Below are 15150 nucleotides of genomic sequence, written 5' to 3'. Positions count from 1 at the left end.
TTAAATCGATGGCCGCCGCTGCGGTTGTTCCCGGGCCACGGTGAGGAACGGGCCCACCAGCGGCGGCCTCGCTGCACCACGGCGCCAGGCCAGGCCGACGTCGAGGGTCTGGGTCAGGTCGACCAGGGGCCGCGCCTCGATAATGTCGCCTTCGAGCGACCAGGGCCGGTAGGTCATGTCTGGTTGCAGCGCCAGGCCCAGGCCGGCGGCGACCAGGCTGCGCACCGCCTCGGTGGAGGCGCTGCGCAGGGCCACGGTCGGCGCCAGCCCGGCCTGGCGCCAGATGCGCTGGGCGGCGCGGTCCATTTCATCGACGTTCAGCTGGATCAATGGCTCGCGGGCAACGTCGGCCAGGGTGATTTCATCCAGCTCCAGCAGCCGGTGCTGGGCCGGCAGCCACAACCGGTGCGGGGAGTGGGTGAGCACCTCGGTTTGCAAGGCGTGGCGGTCTTCGAGGTGGGACAGGATCAACACCCCAACGTCGATCTCACCGCTGATCAACAAATGCTCGATGTACGGGCGGTCGTCTTCCATTACCCGCAGGGTCACGTTCGGGCAGGCGCGCTGGAAGCGCATCAGCAGGTCGGCCAGGTAATAACCGGCGACTAGGCTGGTCACGCCAACGGTCAACTGGCCGCTGATCTGCTCGGTGCTTTGCTGCAACGAGCGCTTGGCGTTGTCGACCGTGGCCAGGATCACATGGGCCTGGCGCAGGAACTGGTGGCCCTGGTGTGTCAGGGTCATGCCTTTGGCGTGGCGGTTGAACAGCGGCACGCCGAGGTCTTGTTCCAGTTGCTGGATCGCCGAGGTGAGGGTGGACTGGGAGATGAACACCGCATGGGCCGCGGCGGAAATCGAGCCGGTTTCGGCCACGGCGATGAAATGGCGGATCTGGCGCAGGGTCATCATGGTGGAGGCCTTCGGTCTGGGCGAATGCTGGGGGTATGTATCGCTTTTGTCGAAGGGGAATGCAATACGTGGAATTACTTACTGAGCGGTCGGTGCCTGCCATTCCTTATAAAGTGGGCGGCTATTGAAGCTTGAGGCCATTGTGATGCACGTAAATCCGGGTTTTACTGAAACTTCGTTATTGGCTGTGTTGTGTTCCGGCCAGGACCCAAAGAGGTGTTTTGCGATGGCCAATGGTGAGGACAATAAGGCAACGCCAGATGTCCTACGCATGCTGGGAGTGATCGACCACTTGCAGGAGGAGCTGTCATATCTTCGTCAAGAAGTTGAAGCATTGCGGCTGCGACAGGGAAGGGCGGTTGCTGATCCCACCGCTCGCTTCTCACTGCGAAAACCTGCGGGTTACCTTCTCGAAAAGGGCATCACTTCCATTCCAGAAGGCTTCGATCAACTGTTCGCTGATGAGATTGCAGACGATTTTCGGGGAGGGATGCGTTGAAGTGGCTAGTCGACACCCACCTGCTGCTGTGGCATGGGGTGGGCCATTCAAGCACCCCACGTTTCATGCAACAGTTATGGGAGGATCCATCTGCTGAGATTTTCTTCAGTGCGGCTGCAGTGTGGGAGGTTGCGATCAAGGCTGCGAAGTCTGGGGCGGAAGGCTCGTTTCCTTATGATCCACATGTCGTACACGATACTTGGCTGAGCAATGGCCTGATAGAAGTCCCTATATCAGCTCACCATGCACGGTTAGTAACCGCGTTGCCGCCTATCCATCGAGACCCTTTTGATCGAATCATGATTGCTCAGGCGATGATCGAGGGCTTCACCCTTGTGACACACGACCACAGCGTCGCTCAGTACCCTGGGCCTATACGGCACGTGTGATCGTGTAGCCAAATAGTGGCACTTTGGCTACAAGCGGCACTGGAAATACCCCTCAATATGAACGAAAGTACCACCACGGGCCTTCAGGGCCCTGGGCTATAATCAGCGGCTTTGGCCTGGGCGCACGTTTTCGAGGGGTAATTGTGAAGAACTGGACTCTCCGCCATCGCATTCTGGCGAGTTTTGGCGTGGTGATCGCCATCATGCTGCTGATGATCGCGGCCTCTTATACCCGCATGGTCAAGATCGAACGCGACGCCGAGGGCGTGCGTACCGACAGCATCCCGGGCATGTACATCAGTTCGATGATCCGCAGCGCCTGGGTCGACAGCTACGTGTACACCCAGCAACTGATCGGCCTGAGCTACCAGCGCGAAATCCTCACCTCCGACGAAGACCAGTACAAAGGCTTCGCCGAGCGCCTGGCCACCCAGATCACCGCCTACCGCAATACCTTCATCGATGCCCAGGACCGCGCCAACCTCGACCAGTTCGAGAAGGTCCACAAGGCCTATGACGAAGCCCTGAACAAAACCATCGAAGCCTACCGCCAGCGCAAGTTCACCCAGGCGCAAGACCTCGCCCAGCAAACCCTCACGCCGCTGTGGGTCGAAGGGCGCAAGGAAATCAACACCATCATCGAATACAACGGCAAGGCCGCCACCGAAGCGAGCAACGCGATCGCCGCGTCGGTGGCCCAGGCCGAGTTCACCATGTGGGTGTCGCTGGCGGTAGCCATCGTCGCCGCCGGGGTGTGTGGCTTGCTGCTGCTGGGCAATATCATGGCGCCGATGCGCAAGCTGCTCGACGTGCTCGGGACCATGCGCAGTGGGGACCTCAGCGTGCGCCTCGACCTGCACCGCAACGATGAGTTCGGAGCGGTCGAAACCGGCTTCAATGACATGCTGGTCGAGCTGAATGCCCTGGTGGCCCAGGCCCAACGTTCGTCGGTGCAGGTGACCACCTCGGTCACCGAGATCGCCGCCACCTCCAAGCAGCAACAGGCCACCGCCACTGAAACCGCCGCCACCACCACTGAAATCGGCGCCACCTCGCGGGAAATCGCCGCCACCTCGCGCGACCTGGTGCGCACCATGGGTGAAGTCGCCGGCGCCGCCGACCAGGCCTCGCTGCTGGCCGGCAATGGCCAGCAGGGCCTGTCGCGCATGGAAGAAACCATGCACCAGGTGATGGGCGCGGCCGAACTGGTCAACGCCAAGCTGGCCACCCTCAACGAGAAGGCCGGCAACATCAACCAGGTGGTGGTGACCATCGTCAAGGTGGCCGACCAGACCAACCTGCTGTCGCTGAACGCCGCCATCGAGGCGGAAAAAGCCGGCGAATATGGCCGTGGCTTCGCTGTGGTCGCCACCGAAGTGCGGCGCCTGGCCGACCAGACCGCCGTGGCCACTTACGACATCGAGCAGATGGTCCGCGAGATGCAGTCGGCGGTGTCCGCCGGCGTGATGGGCATGGATAAATTCAGCGAAGAAGTGCGCCGCGGCATGTTCGAGGTGCAGCAGGTGGGCGAGCAGCTCAACCAGATCATCCACCAGGTGCAGGCGCTGGCGCCGCGGGTGCTGATGGTCAACGAGGGCATGCAGGCCCAAGCCACCGGCGCCGAGCAGATCAACAACGCCCTGGCGCAGTTGAGCGACGCCAGCAGCCAGACCGTCGAGTCGCTGCGCCAGGCAGCCTTCGCCATCGATGAACTGAGCCAGGTCGCGGTGGGGCTGCGCGGCGGCGTGGCGCGTTTCAAAGTGTGATGAACAGCGCGCCGAAGGTGAAGGCCGACACCTTGTTCCTGATCTTCCACATCGGGCAGGAACGCTTCGCCCTGGCCGCGCGCGACGTGGCCGAGGTGCTGCCGCGGATCGCCCTCAAGCCGGTGCCGCAAGCGCCGCAATGGGTGGCCGGGGTGTTCGCCCACCGTGGGCAGATGGTGCCGGTGCTCGACATCAGCCACCTGACCTTCGGCCAACCGGCGCGGGCGCGCACCAGCACCCGCCTGGTGCTGGTCAGCTACCCCGGCGCGCGCCTGCTGGGGCTGATTCTCGAGCAGGCCAGCGACACCCTGCGCTTGCCCGCGGCGCAGTTTCGCGCCTTGGGGCTGGACAACCGCCGCGCGCCCTACCTGGGCCCGGTGTACGAGGCCGAAGACGGCCTGATCCAGTGGGTGAAGGTCGACGCGCTGCTCGATGAGCGCGTGCGCGACCTGCTCTACAGCGATGCGCAGGGGGCTGGCGATGGCCTCTGAACGGCGCTTTTTCGACTTTTTATACCAGCGCATCGGCCTGGACGTGGAGTCGGTCGGCGCGCCGATGATCGAGCGCGCCGTGCAGCAGCGCTGCGAGTTGGCCGGGCTGGCCACGCTGGATGCCTACTGGGCGCTGTTGACCCAGTCCGCGCAAGAGCAACAGGCGCTGACCGAGGCGGTGATCGTCCCGGAAACCTGGTTCATGCGTTACCCCGAATCCTTCGCCGCGCTGGCGCAAATGGCCCGCCAGCGGGTGCAGGCGCTGCGCGGCTCGCGGCCGCTGAAGCTGCTCAGCCTGCCGTGCTCCACCGGTGAGGAACCGTATTCCCTGGCGATGACCCTGCTCGACGCCGGCCTGGCGCCGGGCAGCTTCCGCATCGACGGTGTCGACATCAGCCCGCAGTCGGTGGCCAAGGCCCAGCGCGGGCTGTATGGGCGCAACTCGTTCCGCGGTGGCCAACTGGCGTTTCGCGAGCGCCACTTCGAGGCCCAGCCCGACGGCTACCTGCTCAATGCCGCGGTGCGCCAGCCGGTGCGCCTGCAGGCCGGTAACGTGCTCGACCCCGCCTTGCTGGCCGGGGAGGGCGTGTACGACTTCGTGCTGTGCCGCAACCTGCTGATCTACTTCGACCAGCCAACCCAGCGCCGGGTGTTCGAAACCCTCAAGCGTTTTCTCCATGAAGAAGGCGTGCTGTTCATCGGCCCCGCCGAGGGCAGCCTGCTGGCCAGCCTCGGCATGCGCCCGCTGCGCATCGCCCAGGCGTTCGCCTTTGTGCGCCAGGAGCCCGAAGCCGCCGCGCCGGCCCCGGTGCCCCCGCGGGTGCCGCCGCTGGCCATGCCTGCGCCGCTGCCCAAGGCGGCCCCGGCGCCCGCCCCAGCCCGGCGCCTGCTGGCGCCGATCGCGCCAGCGGCCACGCCCGCCCGGCCGGTCGCGGTAGAGGCCGGCAGCGAGCTGTTGGCGCAGATCGCCACCCTGGCCAACGAAGGCAAAACCCTTGAAGCGCGTAACGCCTGCGAGCGCTTCTTGCGCGAGCACCCGCCGCGCGCCCAGGTGTTCTACTGGTTGGGCCTGCTGGCTGATGTCAGCGGCAACGGCCTGCAAGCCCAGGGTTACTACCGCAAGGCGCTGTACCTCGAGCCGCAGCACGCCGAAGCGCTGGCGCACCTGGCCATGTTGCTGGCCGGGCAGGGCGATGAAGCCGGGGCCCGGCGCCTGCAGGAACGCGCTGCGCGGGCCCAGGGCCAGGGGGGTAGCCAGCCATGAGTGTGATCGATTACGCCGGCTTGTCGGTGCACGATGAAGCCGACGCCAAGCTGATTACCTGCTGGAAAACCATCGGTGTGCGCGGCGACATGTCGTGCCCGAAGCTGGCCGAATACATCCGCTGCCTGAACTGCCCGGTCTACGCCGACGCCGCTACGCGCCTGCTCGACCGCTACGCGCTGGAGCGCGAAAGCCTGCCGCCGCCACCGGCCCCCGCGTCAGACCTCGCCACCACCCGTTCGCTGCTGGTATTTCGCCTGCACGACGAATGGCTGGGCCTGCCCACCCGCTGCCTGACCGAGGTCGCCCCGGTGCAACCGGTGCACTCGCTGCCGCACCAGCGCTCGCGGGCCCTGCAAGGGGTGGCCAACGTGCGTGGTGCGCTGGTGCCGTGCCTGTCGCTGGTCGAACTGCTCGGCATCGACACCGGCGCCAGCAGCCCGGCCGGCCGCGCCATGCCGCGGATGCTGATTCTCGCCGCCGAGGGCGGCGCGGTGGTGGTGCCGGTCGATGAGGTCGACGGTATCCACCGGCTCGAAATCGCCCGCCTCGAGGCGGGCGCCCAGGCCCACGGCACCCGCTTTACCGCCTCGGTGCTGGCTTTTGGCACCCGCAGCCTGCGGGTGCTGGATGAACAATCGTTGCTGCACGCTGTGGCCAGGAGCCTGACATGACCCCTGACCAGATGCGCGACGCCTCCCTGCTCGAGCTGTTCAGCCTCGAGGCCGAAGCGCAAACCACCGTGCTCAACACCGGCCTGCTGGAACTCGAGCGCAACCCCAGCGACGCCCAGCAGCTCGAGGCCTGCATGCGCGCCGCCCATTCGCTCAAGGGCGCGGCGCGGATCGTTGGGGTAGACGCCGGGGTGCGGGTCGCCCACGTGATGGAAGACTGCCTGGTCAGCGCCCAGGAAAAACGCCTGCTGCTCAAGGCCGAACACATCGACACCCTGTTGCAGGGCACCGACCTGCTGGCGCGCATCGGCACCCCGGCCAAAGCCCCGGGCGAGGCCGACATCGAAGCGTTTTTGGCGCAGATGGCCGCCTTGCTCGACCCCCATGCCGCCGCCGGTACCTTCAGCCGCTTGCCGCCGCTGCCGCCCGCGCCGCCGATCGCCCCGCCGGTGCTCGACCTGCCGCCGGAACTGCCCGCCGAAGCCGAGCTCGCCGCGGCGCTGGCGATGGCCGAAGAGGCCCCGGCGGAGCTGGCCCTGGAACTGCCGCTGGACAGCGGCCAACGCGCGCGCCGTGCGGGCGACACCGGCGAGCGGGTGCTACGGGTCACCGCGCAGCGGCTCAATGCCCTGCTGGACCTCGCCAGCAAGTCGCTGGTCGAAAGCCAGCGCTTCAAGCCCTACCTGGCCACCCTGCAGCGCCTCAAGCGCCTGCAAGGCCAGAGCCTGCGCGCACTCGACAGCCTCAAGGACCAGCTCGACATCCGCCAGCAAAGCGCCGAAGTGCGCGAGGCCCTGGCGCTGGCCCAAGGCCTGCTGGCGCAAACCCAGGAAATGCTCCTGCAACAAACCGCCGAGCTCGACGACTTCGGCTGGGAAGCCGGCCAGCGCGCCCAATCCCTGTACGACACCGCGCTGGCCTGCCGCATGCGGCCGTTCGCCGATGTGCTCGGCGGCCAGGCGCGGATGGTCCGCGACCTCGGCCGCTCATTGGGGCGGCAAGTGCGCCTGGAAGTCGAAGGGGAAAAAACCCAGGTCGACCGCGACGTGCTGGAAAAACTCGAAGCCCCGCTGACCCACCTGCTGCGCAACGCGGTGGACCACGGCATCGAGCCGCCTGAGCTGCGCAGCCTGCTCGGCAAGCCGGCCGAAGGCACCGTGCGCCTGCGCGCCAGCCACCAGGCTGGCATGCTGCTGCTGGAGCTGGCCGACGACGGCGGCGGGGTCGATCTCGAACGCCTGCGCCGGACCATCGTGGTGCGTGGCCTGTCTACCGAAAGCACCGCCGCCCAGCTCAGCGAAGAAGAACTGCTGACCTTTCTGTTCCTGCCCGGTTTCAGCCTGCGCGACACAGTCACGGAAATTTCCGGCCGTGGCGTCGGCCTCGATGCCGTGCACCACCTGGTGCGCGAACTGCGCGGCAACATCGAACTGCGCCAGGTCACCGGCCAGGGCAGCCGCTTCCTGCTCGAAGTGCCGTTGACCCTTTCCGTGGTGCGCAGCCTGGTGGTGGAGGTGGGTGGCGAGGCCTACGCCTTCCCGCTGGCGCACATCGAGCACAGCCTCAACCTCAATGCCGAGAGCATCGTGCAGATCGAGGGCCGCCAGCACTTCTGGTACGAAGGCCGGCATGTCGGCCTGGTCGCCGCCAGCCAATTGCTGCAGCGCCCGGCCAACGCCGACCCACAGGCCGAAATCAAGGTGGTGGTGGTGCGCGAGCGGGAAACCCTCTACGGGGTGGCCGTCGAGCGCTTCATCGGCGAGCGGGTGCTGGTGGTGATGCCGCTCGACCCGCGCCTGGGCAAGGTGCAAGACATCTCCGCCGGGGCCTTGCTCGACGACGGCTCGGTGGTGCTGATCGTCGACGTCGAAGACATGGTCCGTTCGGTGGAAAAACTCATGACCACCGGCCGCCTCGAGCGCATCGACCGCCGCGGCGGCCCGGCCCAGGAACACGTGCGCAAGCGCGTGCTGGTGGTCGACGACTCGCTCACCGTGCGTGAGCTGCAGCGCAAGCTACTGGGCAACAAAGGCTACGAAGTGGCGGTGGCGGTCGATGGCATGGACGGCTGGAACGCCCTGCGCAGCGAAAGCTTCGACCTGCTGATCACCGACATCGACATGCCGCGCATGGACGGCATCGAACTGGTCACCCTGCTGCGCCGCGACAGCCGCCTGCAGTCGCTGCCGGTGATGGTGGTCAGCTACAAGGACCGCGAAGAAGACCGCCGCCGTGGCCTGGATGCTGGCGCCGACTATTATCTGGCCAAGGCCAGCTTCCATGACGATGCGTTGCTGGGCGCCGTGCAGGAGTTGATCGGAGGGCCGCAAGGATGAGAATCGCCATCGTCAACGACATGCCCATGGCGGTGGAGGCGCTGCGCCGCGCGCTGGCGTTCGAGCCCGCGCACGAGGTGGCCTGGGTGGCCAGCGACGGCGCCGAAGCGGTGCGCCTGTGCCGCGAGCACACCCCAGACCTGATCCTCATGGACCTGTTCATGCCGGTGCTCGACGGGGTCGAGGCCACCCGCCAGATCATGGCCGAGACCCCGTGCCCGATCGTGATCGTGACCACCGACCAGAAGCAGAACGTGCACCGGGTGTTCGAAGCCATGGGCCACGGCGCGCTCGATGTGGTCGACACCCCGGCGCTGGGCGTGGGCAACCCCAAGGATGCCGCCGCGCCGCTGCTGCGCAAGATTTTCAACATCGGTTGGCTGGTGGGCCAACGTGGCGCGGCGAGCAAGCCCCAGGCGGCGCCGCCGCGTGAAGCCAGTGCCCGGCGCAAGCTGGTGGCGATCGGCTCGTCGGCCGGTGGCCCGGCGGCGCTGGAGGTGCTACTCAAGGCGTTGCCACGGGATTTCGCCCCGGCCATCGTGCTGGTGCAGCACGTCGACCAGGTGTTCGCCCAGGGCATGGCCGAATGGCTCGCCAGTTCGTCGCACTTGCCTGTGCGGCTGGCCCGCCACGGCGAGCAACCGCAGCCCGGCACGGTCTTGCTGGCGGGCACGAATCATCATATCCGGTTGCTGAAAAATGCTACCTTGGCGTACACCGCCGAGCCGGTTAACGAAATCTACAGGCCCTCTATCGATGTATTCTTCGACAGTGTGGCGCGTTTTTGGGATGGTGAGGTGGTAGGTGTGTTGCTGACCGGCATGGGCCGGGACGGTGCGTCGGGGTTAAAAGCCCTTCGCCAGCAGGGCCACCTGACCATCGCCCAGGACCAACACAGCAGCGCGGTCTACGGCATGCCCAAGGCAGCCGTGGCGATCGATGCGGCGGTCGAGGTTAAACCGCTGGGGCAGATTGCGCCCCGTTTGTTGGAAGTATTCCGTTGAAGAAGCTTCTCGTACTCAGCCGTGCCGGCAGCAAAGGCAGTGATCAGGTGACAGCGCATGTTTGACTTGCAGATCGAAGAGTTCAAATCCACCGATGAAAACAAAGCCATGGTGCTGCTGGTCGACGACCAGGCCATGATCGGTGAGGCCATCCGCCGTTCGCTGATGCAGGAGGTGAATATAGACTTTCACTTCTGCGCCGACCCGCGCGACGCGATCACCCAGGCCATGCGCATCAAGCCCACGGTGATCCTGCAAGACCTGATCATGCCCGGGCTCGACGGCTTGACCCTGGTGCGCGAGTACCGCAACCACCCCAACACCCAGGACATCCCGATCATCGTGCTGTCCACCAAGGAAGACGCGGTGATCAAAAGCGCCGCGTTCGCCGCTGGCGCCAACGATTACCTGGTCAAGCTGCCCGACACCATCGAGCTGGTGGCGCGGATTCGCTACCACTCGCGTTCCTACCTGACCTTGCTGCAGCGCGACGAGGCCTACCGCGCGCTGCGGGTGAGCCAGCAGCAACTGCTCGACACCAACCTGGTGCTGCAACGGCTGATGAACTCCGATGGCCTGACCGGGTTGTCGAACCGCCGCCACTTCGACGAGTACCTGGAGCTGGAATGGCGCCGGGCGATGCGTGACCAGAGCCAACTGTCGCTGCTGATGATCGACGTCGACTACTTCAAGTCTTACAACGACAACTTCGGCCACCTCGAGGGTGACGAAGCGCTGCGCAAGGTCGCCGAGGCGATCCGCGGCACCTCCAGCCGCTCCAGCGACCTGCCGGCCCGCTATGGCGGCGAGGAGTTCGCCCTGGTGCTGCCCAACACCTCGCCCGGTGGCGCCCGCCTAGTCGCGGAAAAACTGCGCCAGACCATCGCCGGCCTGGGCATTTTGCACAACGCCCCGGAGCCCGGCTCGCCGCTGACGGTCAGCATCGGCCTGGCGACCTTCACCCCGGCCCAGGGCAGCAACTGCCGGTTGTTGATTTCCGCCGCCGACAAAGGCCTGTACCTGGCCAAGAACAGCGGCCGCAACCAGGTCGGGGTGGCTGATTGAAGCGCCGCGCGGGCGCTCGCCGGGCGTGATCGGGGCCAAAGCCGTGATATACTCCCCGGCTTTTGATCCGCCCTGCATGAGTGCCGCCGACCATGGAAATCAATCCGATCCTGAACAGCATCAAGGACCTCTCCGAGCGCTCCGAAACCATTCGGGGGTATCTTTGACTACGATCACAAGCATGATCGGCTGGTCGAAGTAAACCGCGAGCTCGAAGACGCCAACGTCTGGAACAACCCCGAATACGCCCAGAACCTGGGCCGTGAGCGCGCCGCCCTGGCCGCCGTGGTCGACACCCTCGACGAACTCACCTCGGGCCTGGCCGACTCCCGCGAACTGCTCGACATGGCCGTCGAGGAAGACGACGAGAACGCCGCCGGCGATGTCGCCAGCGAGGTCGAGCGCCTGCGTGGCATCCTCGAGAAGCTCGAATTCCGCCGGATGTTCAGCGGCGAAATGGACATGAACAACGCCTACCTCGACATCCAGGCCGGCTCCGGCGGCACCGAAGCCCAGGACTGGGCCAACATGCTGCTGCGCATGTACCTGCGCTGGGCCGACAAGCGCGGCTTCGACGCCACCATCATGGAATTGTCCGAAGGCGAAGTGGCCGGCATCAAGGGCGCCACCCTGCACGTGAAGGGCGAGTACGCCTTCGGCTGGCTGCGCACCGAGATCGGCGTGCACCGGCTGGTGCGCAAAAGCCCGTTCGACTCCGGCAACCGCCGCCACACCTCGTTCACCGCGGTGTTCGTCTCGCCTGAAATCGACGACAACATCGAGATTGAGATCAACCCGGCCGACCTGCGCATCGACACCTACCGCTCCTCCGGGGCCGGTGGCCAGCACGTGAACACCACCGACTCCGCGGTGCGGATCACCCACGTGCCGACCAACACCGTGGTCAGCTGCCAGAACGAACGCTCCCAGCACGCCAACAAGGACACCGCCATGAAAATGCTGCGGGCCCGGTTGTACGAGCAGGAGATCCAGAAGCGCAACGCGGCCAGCCAGGCGCTGGAAGACAGCAAGTCCGACATCGGCTGGGGCCACCAGATCCGTTCGTACGTGCTCGACCAGTCCCGCATCAAGGACCTGCGCACCGGCATCGAGCGCAGCGACTGCGACAAGGTGCTCGACGGCGACCTGGACGAATACCTCGAGGCCAGCCTCAAGCAAGGCCTTTGATTTAACGACAGCGGCAAGCTGAAAGCTGCAAGGCAGCGCGCCTCGGCTTGAGGCTTTAAGCTTGACGCTTGAAGCTGGGGGTTCAGGCCCCCAGCGTTCCTCTTTCTTGACCGGAACCGACATGAGCGACCAACCACTCGACCCGCAAGACCTGCAACAGGAAGAAAACAAACTGATCGCCCAGCGCAAGGAAAAACTTGCCGCCGTGCGCGCCCAGGGCCAGGCCTTCCCGAACGACTTCCGCCGCGACAGCCTCTGCGATGACCTGCAGAAGCAGTACGCCGACAAAACCAAGGAAGAACTCGAAAGCCTCGCCATTCCTGTGAAGGTGGCCGGTCGCATCATGCTCAACCGCGGCGCGTTCATGGTCCTGCAAGACACCTCCGGGCGCCTGCAGGTGTACGTGAACCGCAAGGTGCTCGACGAAGCCACCCTGGCCGCGATCAAAACCTGGGACCTGGGTGACATCATCGCCGTCGAAGGCAACCTGGCCCGCTCCGGCAAGGGCGACCTGTACGTCGACATGGCCAACGTGCGCCTGCTGACCAAAGCCCTGCGCCCGCTGCCCGACAAGCACCACGGCCTGACCGACACCGAGGTGCGTTACCGCCAGCGCTACGTCGACCTGATCGTCAACGAAGAAACCCGCCACACCTTCCGCGTGCGTTCCCAGGTGATCGGCCACATTCGCAGCTTCCTCGCCCAGCGCGGCTTCCTCGAAGTCGAAACCCCGATGCTGCAGACCATCCCTGGCGGCGCTGCGGCCAAGCCGTTCGAGACCCACCACAACGCCCTCGACCTGCCGATGTTCCTGCGCATCGCGCCGGAGCTGTACCTCAAGCGGCTGGTGGTCGGTGGTTTCGAGAAAGTCTTCGAGATCAACCGCAACTTCCGCAACGAAGGCGTTTCGACCCGGCACAACCCCGAGTTCACCATGCTCGAGTTCTACCAGGCCTACGCCGACTACCGCGACAACATGGACCTCACCGAGGCCCTGTTCCGTGAGCTGGCGCAACTGGTACTGGGCAGCACCGACGTGCCGTACCAGGGCAAGCTGTTCCACTTCGGCCAGCCGTTCCAGCGTTTGTCGGTGTTTGCCTCGATCCTCAAGTACAACCCCGAGGTTACCGCCGAAGACCTGCAAGACCTCGACAAGGCCCGCGCCCTGGCGAAAAAAGCCGGCGCCGCGGTAAAAGGCTACGAAGGCCTGGGCAAGCTGCAAACGATGATTTTCGAAGAGCTGGTCGAGCACAAGCTCGAGCAACCGACGTTCATCACCGAATACCCGTTCGAAGTCTCGCCGCTGGCCCGCCGCAACGACGACAACCCGGCGGTCACCGACCGCTTCGAGCTGTTCATCGGTGGCCGTGAAATCGCCAACGCCTACTCCGAGCTCAACGACGCCGAAGACCAGGCCGAACGCTTCATGGCCCAGGTGGCCGAGAAAGACGCCGGCGACGACGAAGCCATGCACTACGACGCCGACTTCGTGCGCGCCCTGGAATACGGCATGCCGCCCACCGCCGGTGAAGGCATCGGCATCGACCGCCTGGTGATGCTGCTGACCGACTCGCCGTCGATCCGCGACGTGATCCTCTTCCCGCACATGCGCCCCGAGGCGTAATCCCTAACGCCCAGTTTGGCCCGCCGCCCAGCGCGGCGCGGCCTCACGCCAGGCTTGGGCCAGATTGGCTGTGCTGTCCTGGCCCGCCGTGCTCCGCGCAAGCGATTGGCGCAATGCCAAGGGCCGGCGCACTGGCATGACGGCCACTGGCCCGTTGAGCCAAGTGGTGCCGGCATGGGCTGGGTCTTCGACCAGTAACATCGTCAAACCTACCGCGGCCGTGCCGGGCGCGACGTCCGTCAAAGCCTGGGCGGTCGCGGGTGGGTTATCGTTCATTTCCCAGTAGCCTGCGGCATGCACGCGCACATTCTCGACCCCGGCTTCCCGTAGCGGCGCATTGACGGTCAACGCCAGCAAGCGGATGTACAGCGTGAACAGTTCCTCGCCGCCTAGCTGTTGCAGGGCTTGGGGCGACACGCACACGTACAGCGCAATGTCATATTGGCCGCCGGCAGAGTAAGCCGCCCTAGGTGTTTGTACTCCAGGTGCTGGCGCCACGCCCTGTGCCGCCAGCTGTGGCGCGTCAGGGGTTGCCAGCCAGCGCGCCGGGCCGCGCGCTGGCGCCAGGTACAGGCCCTGCCAAGCCGGAGTGTGCAGAAGGCTCAGGCGGCTACGGTTCGCTGCCTGCACCGTATAGGCCACGCCGGCATCCTGCCCGTGGCGCAGCCAGTGCACGATTTCAAGCAAGTAACCGTCGCTCAGCCACTGGTGGCGTTCACCCATCGAGTAGTCGGCCGCAGCGTTGCTGGGCATGGCCTCGGGGGGTGGGGTAATGGCATCGACCAGCGTGCCGGGTACCCGGCCTATCGGCAGTGGGGTAGGCGCGCCGCTGAGGCAACTGGCCTGTACATTGTCGACGTGCGCAAGTACCACGAATGCCAGCAACGGTAACCACGCGGATTGGCGCATCAGTAGGTTCTCTGGCGAGTGCGGCTCAAAACATCGCCGAGGCCAGGCGGGCCCAGCGCGGCGCTGCGGTTTCCCAGGCCCGCGCCCAAGCCATCAGCTCGGCAGGCGTGCAAGCTTTGGGGTTGGGCACCGTGCAGGCGCCCGCCGGTTCGCCCGGGCGCTGCAGGCCCAAATGGTTGCTCAGTGCATGCTGGAAGGCGAATGGGTACTGCACGGCATTCACCGAGCGCGCTATCCGTGTCCCTTTCCATGCCACGCTGGCGTACGTGACGTGTTGGAAAAACGCCGCGAACACGGTGAACGGCGGCGGCTGTGTCGCCAGCACCGGGAAAATGCTCTCCAGCGCGCTCAGCGTGCGCGGCGCAACTGCGTAGTCGTCGTCTACCCGTTGCAAACCGACCATCGTCAGGTGGATGTTACCTAGACCGGCGGCATCCAGCATGGCTTGGGCAAAGGCTACCTGCGCCAGGCCATACATCAGGCCCGGTGTCGGGTCGCTCAGCAGTGCCGCTTGTGCCTTGAACAACTGCAGTTGGGCGCCGCCGGAAAACCCGAACGCGATCGGTACGTCGTAGGGCTGGGCGCTGGAGAATACTGAGGCCAGGGCAGGTGTGGCGTTCTCTGGCGCCGGGGCTTCACGCTCGATGTAGGAGGAGGAGGGCGGTTCGTCTTGCCACTGCCGAGCGCCGTTGGCTAGTTGGGCAAAATAGCCATTGACGGTGGGCGTTTGGATCAGCGCCCCGAGGTTACCGTTGGCGTCTTCCACGCTGACGCTAAGCCCCATCGGTTGATCGCCCTTGCTCCATGTGGTGGTGGTAATCCGATAGCCTTGGCGCACCTGCCGGGCCCGGCCAGCGGCCTGGTAGGCTTCGAGCCCTGGGACTGCCAGCACAGTACCCGGGGCATCGGCATCCTCGGCGCCGATGCCACCACTGGGCACCGAGTACCAGCCGGGCAGTTGGCCGGCGGCCGTGGTGAATTCACCCGCCACGCTGTAGCAGCCTGGTAGGCAGGCTAACAACAACCATGCCC

14 protein-coding genes are annotated in these 15150 nt (G+C 65.6%); 11 read left to right on the top strand and 3 right to left on the bottom strand.

Going from position 1 to position 15150, the window contains the following annotated elements; all coding sequences use genetic code 11:
- Complete coding sequence (locus tag ACFZCE_RS06055) at positions 1-909, bottom strand: LysR substrate-binding domain-containing protein (protein WP_390936995.1); 909 nt, start codon at positions 907-909, stop codon at positions 1-3.
- 226 nt (positions 910-1135) lie between these two features.
- On the opposite strand from ACFZCE_RS06055, the gene ACFZCE_RS06050 reads away from it, so the two are divergent.
- From ACFZCE_RS06050 to lysS, 11 genes are all read left to right on the top strand, one after another.
- Entirely contained in the window at positions 1136-1408 is a 273-nt protein-coding gene (locus ACFZCE_RS06050; RefSeq protein ID WP_390936993.1) for a hypothetical protein, read from the top strand.
- Positions 1405-1797 (top strand): PIN domain-containing protein, encoded by a 393-nt coding sequence (locus ACFZCE_RS06045; RefSeq protein WP_390936991.1) that lies wholly within the window; start codon positions 1405-1407, stop codon positions 1795-1797. Before ACFZCE_RS06050 ends, ACFZCE_RS06045 begins: the two co-directional genes overlap by 4 nt.
- A 143-nt stretch (positions 1798-1940) precedes the next feature.
- The gene (locus tag ACFZCE_RS06040; RefSeq protein ID WP_390936990.1) at positions 1941-3563 is read left to right on the top strand and encodes a methyl-accepting chemotaxis protein; all 1623 of its coding nucleotides are present in this window, start codon (positions 1941-1943) and stop codon (positions 3561-3563) included.
- On the top strand, positions 3563-4054 hold the full coding sequence (locus ACFZCE_RS06035) for a chemotaxis protein CheW (RefSeq protein WP_390936988.1): 492 nt from the start codon (positions 3563-3565) through the stop codon (positions 4052-4054). Before ACFZCE_RS06040 ends, ACFZCE_RS06035 begins: the two co-directional genes overlap by 1 nt.
- A complete protein-coding gene (locus ACFZCE_RS06030) occupies positions 4044-5318 on the top strand; it encodes a CheR family methyltransferase (protein WP_390936986.1) in 1275 nt (424 codons plus the stop codon). The genes ACFZCE_RS06035 and ACFZCE_RS06030 overlap by 11 nt, the downstream gene beginning before the upstream one ends.
- On the top strand, positions 5315-5992 hold the full coding sequence (locus ACFZCE_RS06025) for a chemotaxis protein CheW (protein ID WP_390936984.1): 678 nt from the start codon (positions 5315-5317) through the stop codon (positions 5990-5992). The genes ACFZCE_RS06030 and ACFZCE_RS06025 overlap by 4 nt, the downstream gene beginning before the upstream one ends.
- Positions 5989-8328, top strand: coding sequence for a response regulator (locus tag ACFZCE_RS06020; protein ID WP_390936982.1), 2340 nt, complete (start codon positions 5989-5991; stop codon positions 8326-8328). The genes ACFZCE_RS06025 and ACFZCE_RS06020 overlap by 4 nt, the downstream gene beginning before the upstream one ends.
- The gene (locus ACFZCE_RS06015) at positions 8325-9332 is read left to right on the top strand and encodes a chemotaxis-specific protein-glutamate methyltransferase CheB (RefSeq protein WP_390936980.1); all 1008 of its coding nucleotides are present in this window, start codon (positions 8325-8327) and stop codon (positions 9330-9332) included. The genes ACFZCE_RS06020 and ACFZCE_RS06015 overlap by 4 nt, the downstream gene beginning before the upstream one ends.
- 57 nt (positions 9333-9389) lie before the next feature.
- A complete protein-coding gene (locus ACFZCE_RS06010; RefSeq protein WP_390936978.1) occupies positions 9390-10397 on the top strand; it encodes a diguanylate cyclase in 1008 nt (335 codons plus the stop codon).
- Between the two features lie 92 nt (positions 10398-10489).
- Positions 10490-11585 (top strand): peptide chain release factor 2 gene (prfB, locus tag ACFZCE_RS06005; protein WP_390936976.1). Its coding sequence is split into 2 segments (ribosomal slippage): positions 10490-10561 and positions 10563-11585, totalling 1095 coding nucleotides; the frame shifts between segments, so codons are not numbered across the junction.
- A gap of 121 nt (positions 11586-11706) precedes the next feature.
- Complete coding sequence (gene lysS, locus ACFZCE_RS06000; protein WP_390936975.1) at positions 11707-13209, top strand: lysine--tRNA ligase; 1503 nt, start codon at positions 11707-11709, stop codon at positions 13207-13209.
- 3 nt (positions 13210-13212) lie between these two features.
- Here lysS and ACFZCE_RS05995 read toward each other — a convergent pair whose 3' ends face one another.
- Both ACFZCE_RS05995 and ACFZCE_RS05990 read right to left on the bottom strand, forming a co-directional pair.
- The gene (locus ACFZCE_RS05995; RefSeq protein ID WP_390936973.1) at positions 13213-14118 is read right to left on the bottom strand and encodes a hypothetical protein; all 906 of its coding nucleotides are present in this window, start codon (positions 14116-14118) and stop codon (positions 13213-13215) included.
- A 25-nt stretch (positions 14119-14143) separates the two neighbouring features.
- Positions 14144-15109: a hypothetical protein gene (locus tag ACFZCE_RS05990; RefSeq protein WP_390936971.1), complete on the bottom strand. Its 966-nt coding sequence runs from the start codon at positions 15107-15109 to the stop codon at positions 14144-14146.
- Positions 15110-15150: the final 41 nt, after the last annotated feature.

Source organism: Pseudomonas sp. NPDC007930, from assembly GCF_042958985.1.
Taxonomy (GTDB): Bacteria; Pseudomonadota; Gammaproteobacteria; order Pseudomonadales; family Pseudomonadaceae; genus Aquipseudomonas.
The sequence above is the reverse complement of the archived record's forward strand: the minus strand, read 5'-3'. Positions and strand labels throughout refer to the sequence as shown.

What these genes read in the sequence shown, in the direction of transcription:
- ACFZCE_RS06055 (WP_390936995.1), bottom strand. Translation starts at nt 909, where the DNA reads ATGATGACCCTGCGCCAGATCCGCCATTTCATCGCCGTGGCCGAAACC.
- ACFZCE_RS06050 (WP_390936993.1), top strand. Translation starts at nt 1,136, where the DNA reads ATGGCCAATGGTGAGGACAATAAGGCAACGCCAGATGTCCTACGCATG.
- ACFZCE_RS06035 (WP_390936988.1), top strand. Translation starts at nt 3,563, where the DNA reads ATGAACAGCGCGCCGAAGGTGAAGGCCGACACCTTGTTCCTGATCTTC.
- ACFZCE_RS06030 (WP_390936986.1), top strand. Translation starts at nt 4,044, where the DNA reads ATGGCCTCTGAACGGCGCTTTTTCGACTTTTTATACCAGCGCATCGGC.
- ACFZCE_RS06025 (WP_390936984.1), top strand. Translation starts at nt 5,315, where the DNA reads ATGAGTGTGATCGATTACGCCGGCTTGTCGGTGCACGATGAAGCCGAC.
- ACFZCE_RS06020 (WP_390936982.1), top strand. Translation starts at nt 5,989, where the DNA reads ATGACCCCTGACCAGATGCGCGACGCCTCCCTGCTCGAGCTGTTCAGC.
- ACFZCE_RS06015 (WP_390936980.1), top strand. Translation starts at nt 8,325, where the DNA reads ATGAGAATCGCCATCGTCAACGACATGCCCATGGCGGTGGAGGCGCTG.
- ACFZCE_RS06010 (WP_390936978.1), top strand. Translation starts at nt 9,390, where the DNA reads ATGTTTGACTTGCAGATCGAAGAGTTCAAATCCACCGATGAAAACAAA.
- lysS (WP_390936975.1), top strand. Translation starts at nt 11,707, where the DNA reads ATGAGCGACCAACCACTCGACCCGCAAGACCTGCAACAGGAAGAAAAC.
- ACFZCE_RS05995 (WP_390936973.1), bottom strand. Translation starts at nt 14,118, where the DNA reads ATGCGCCAATCCGCGTGGTTACCGTTGCTGGCATTCGTGGTACTTGCG.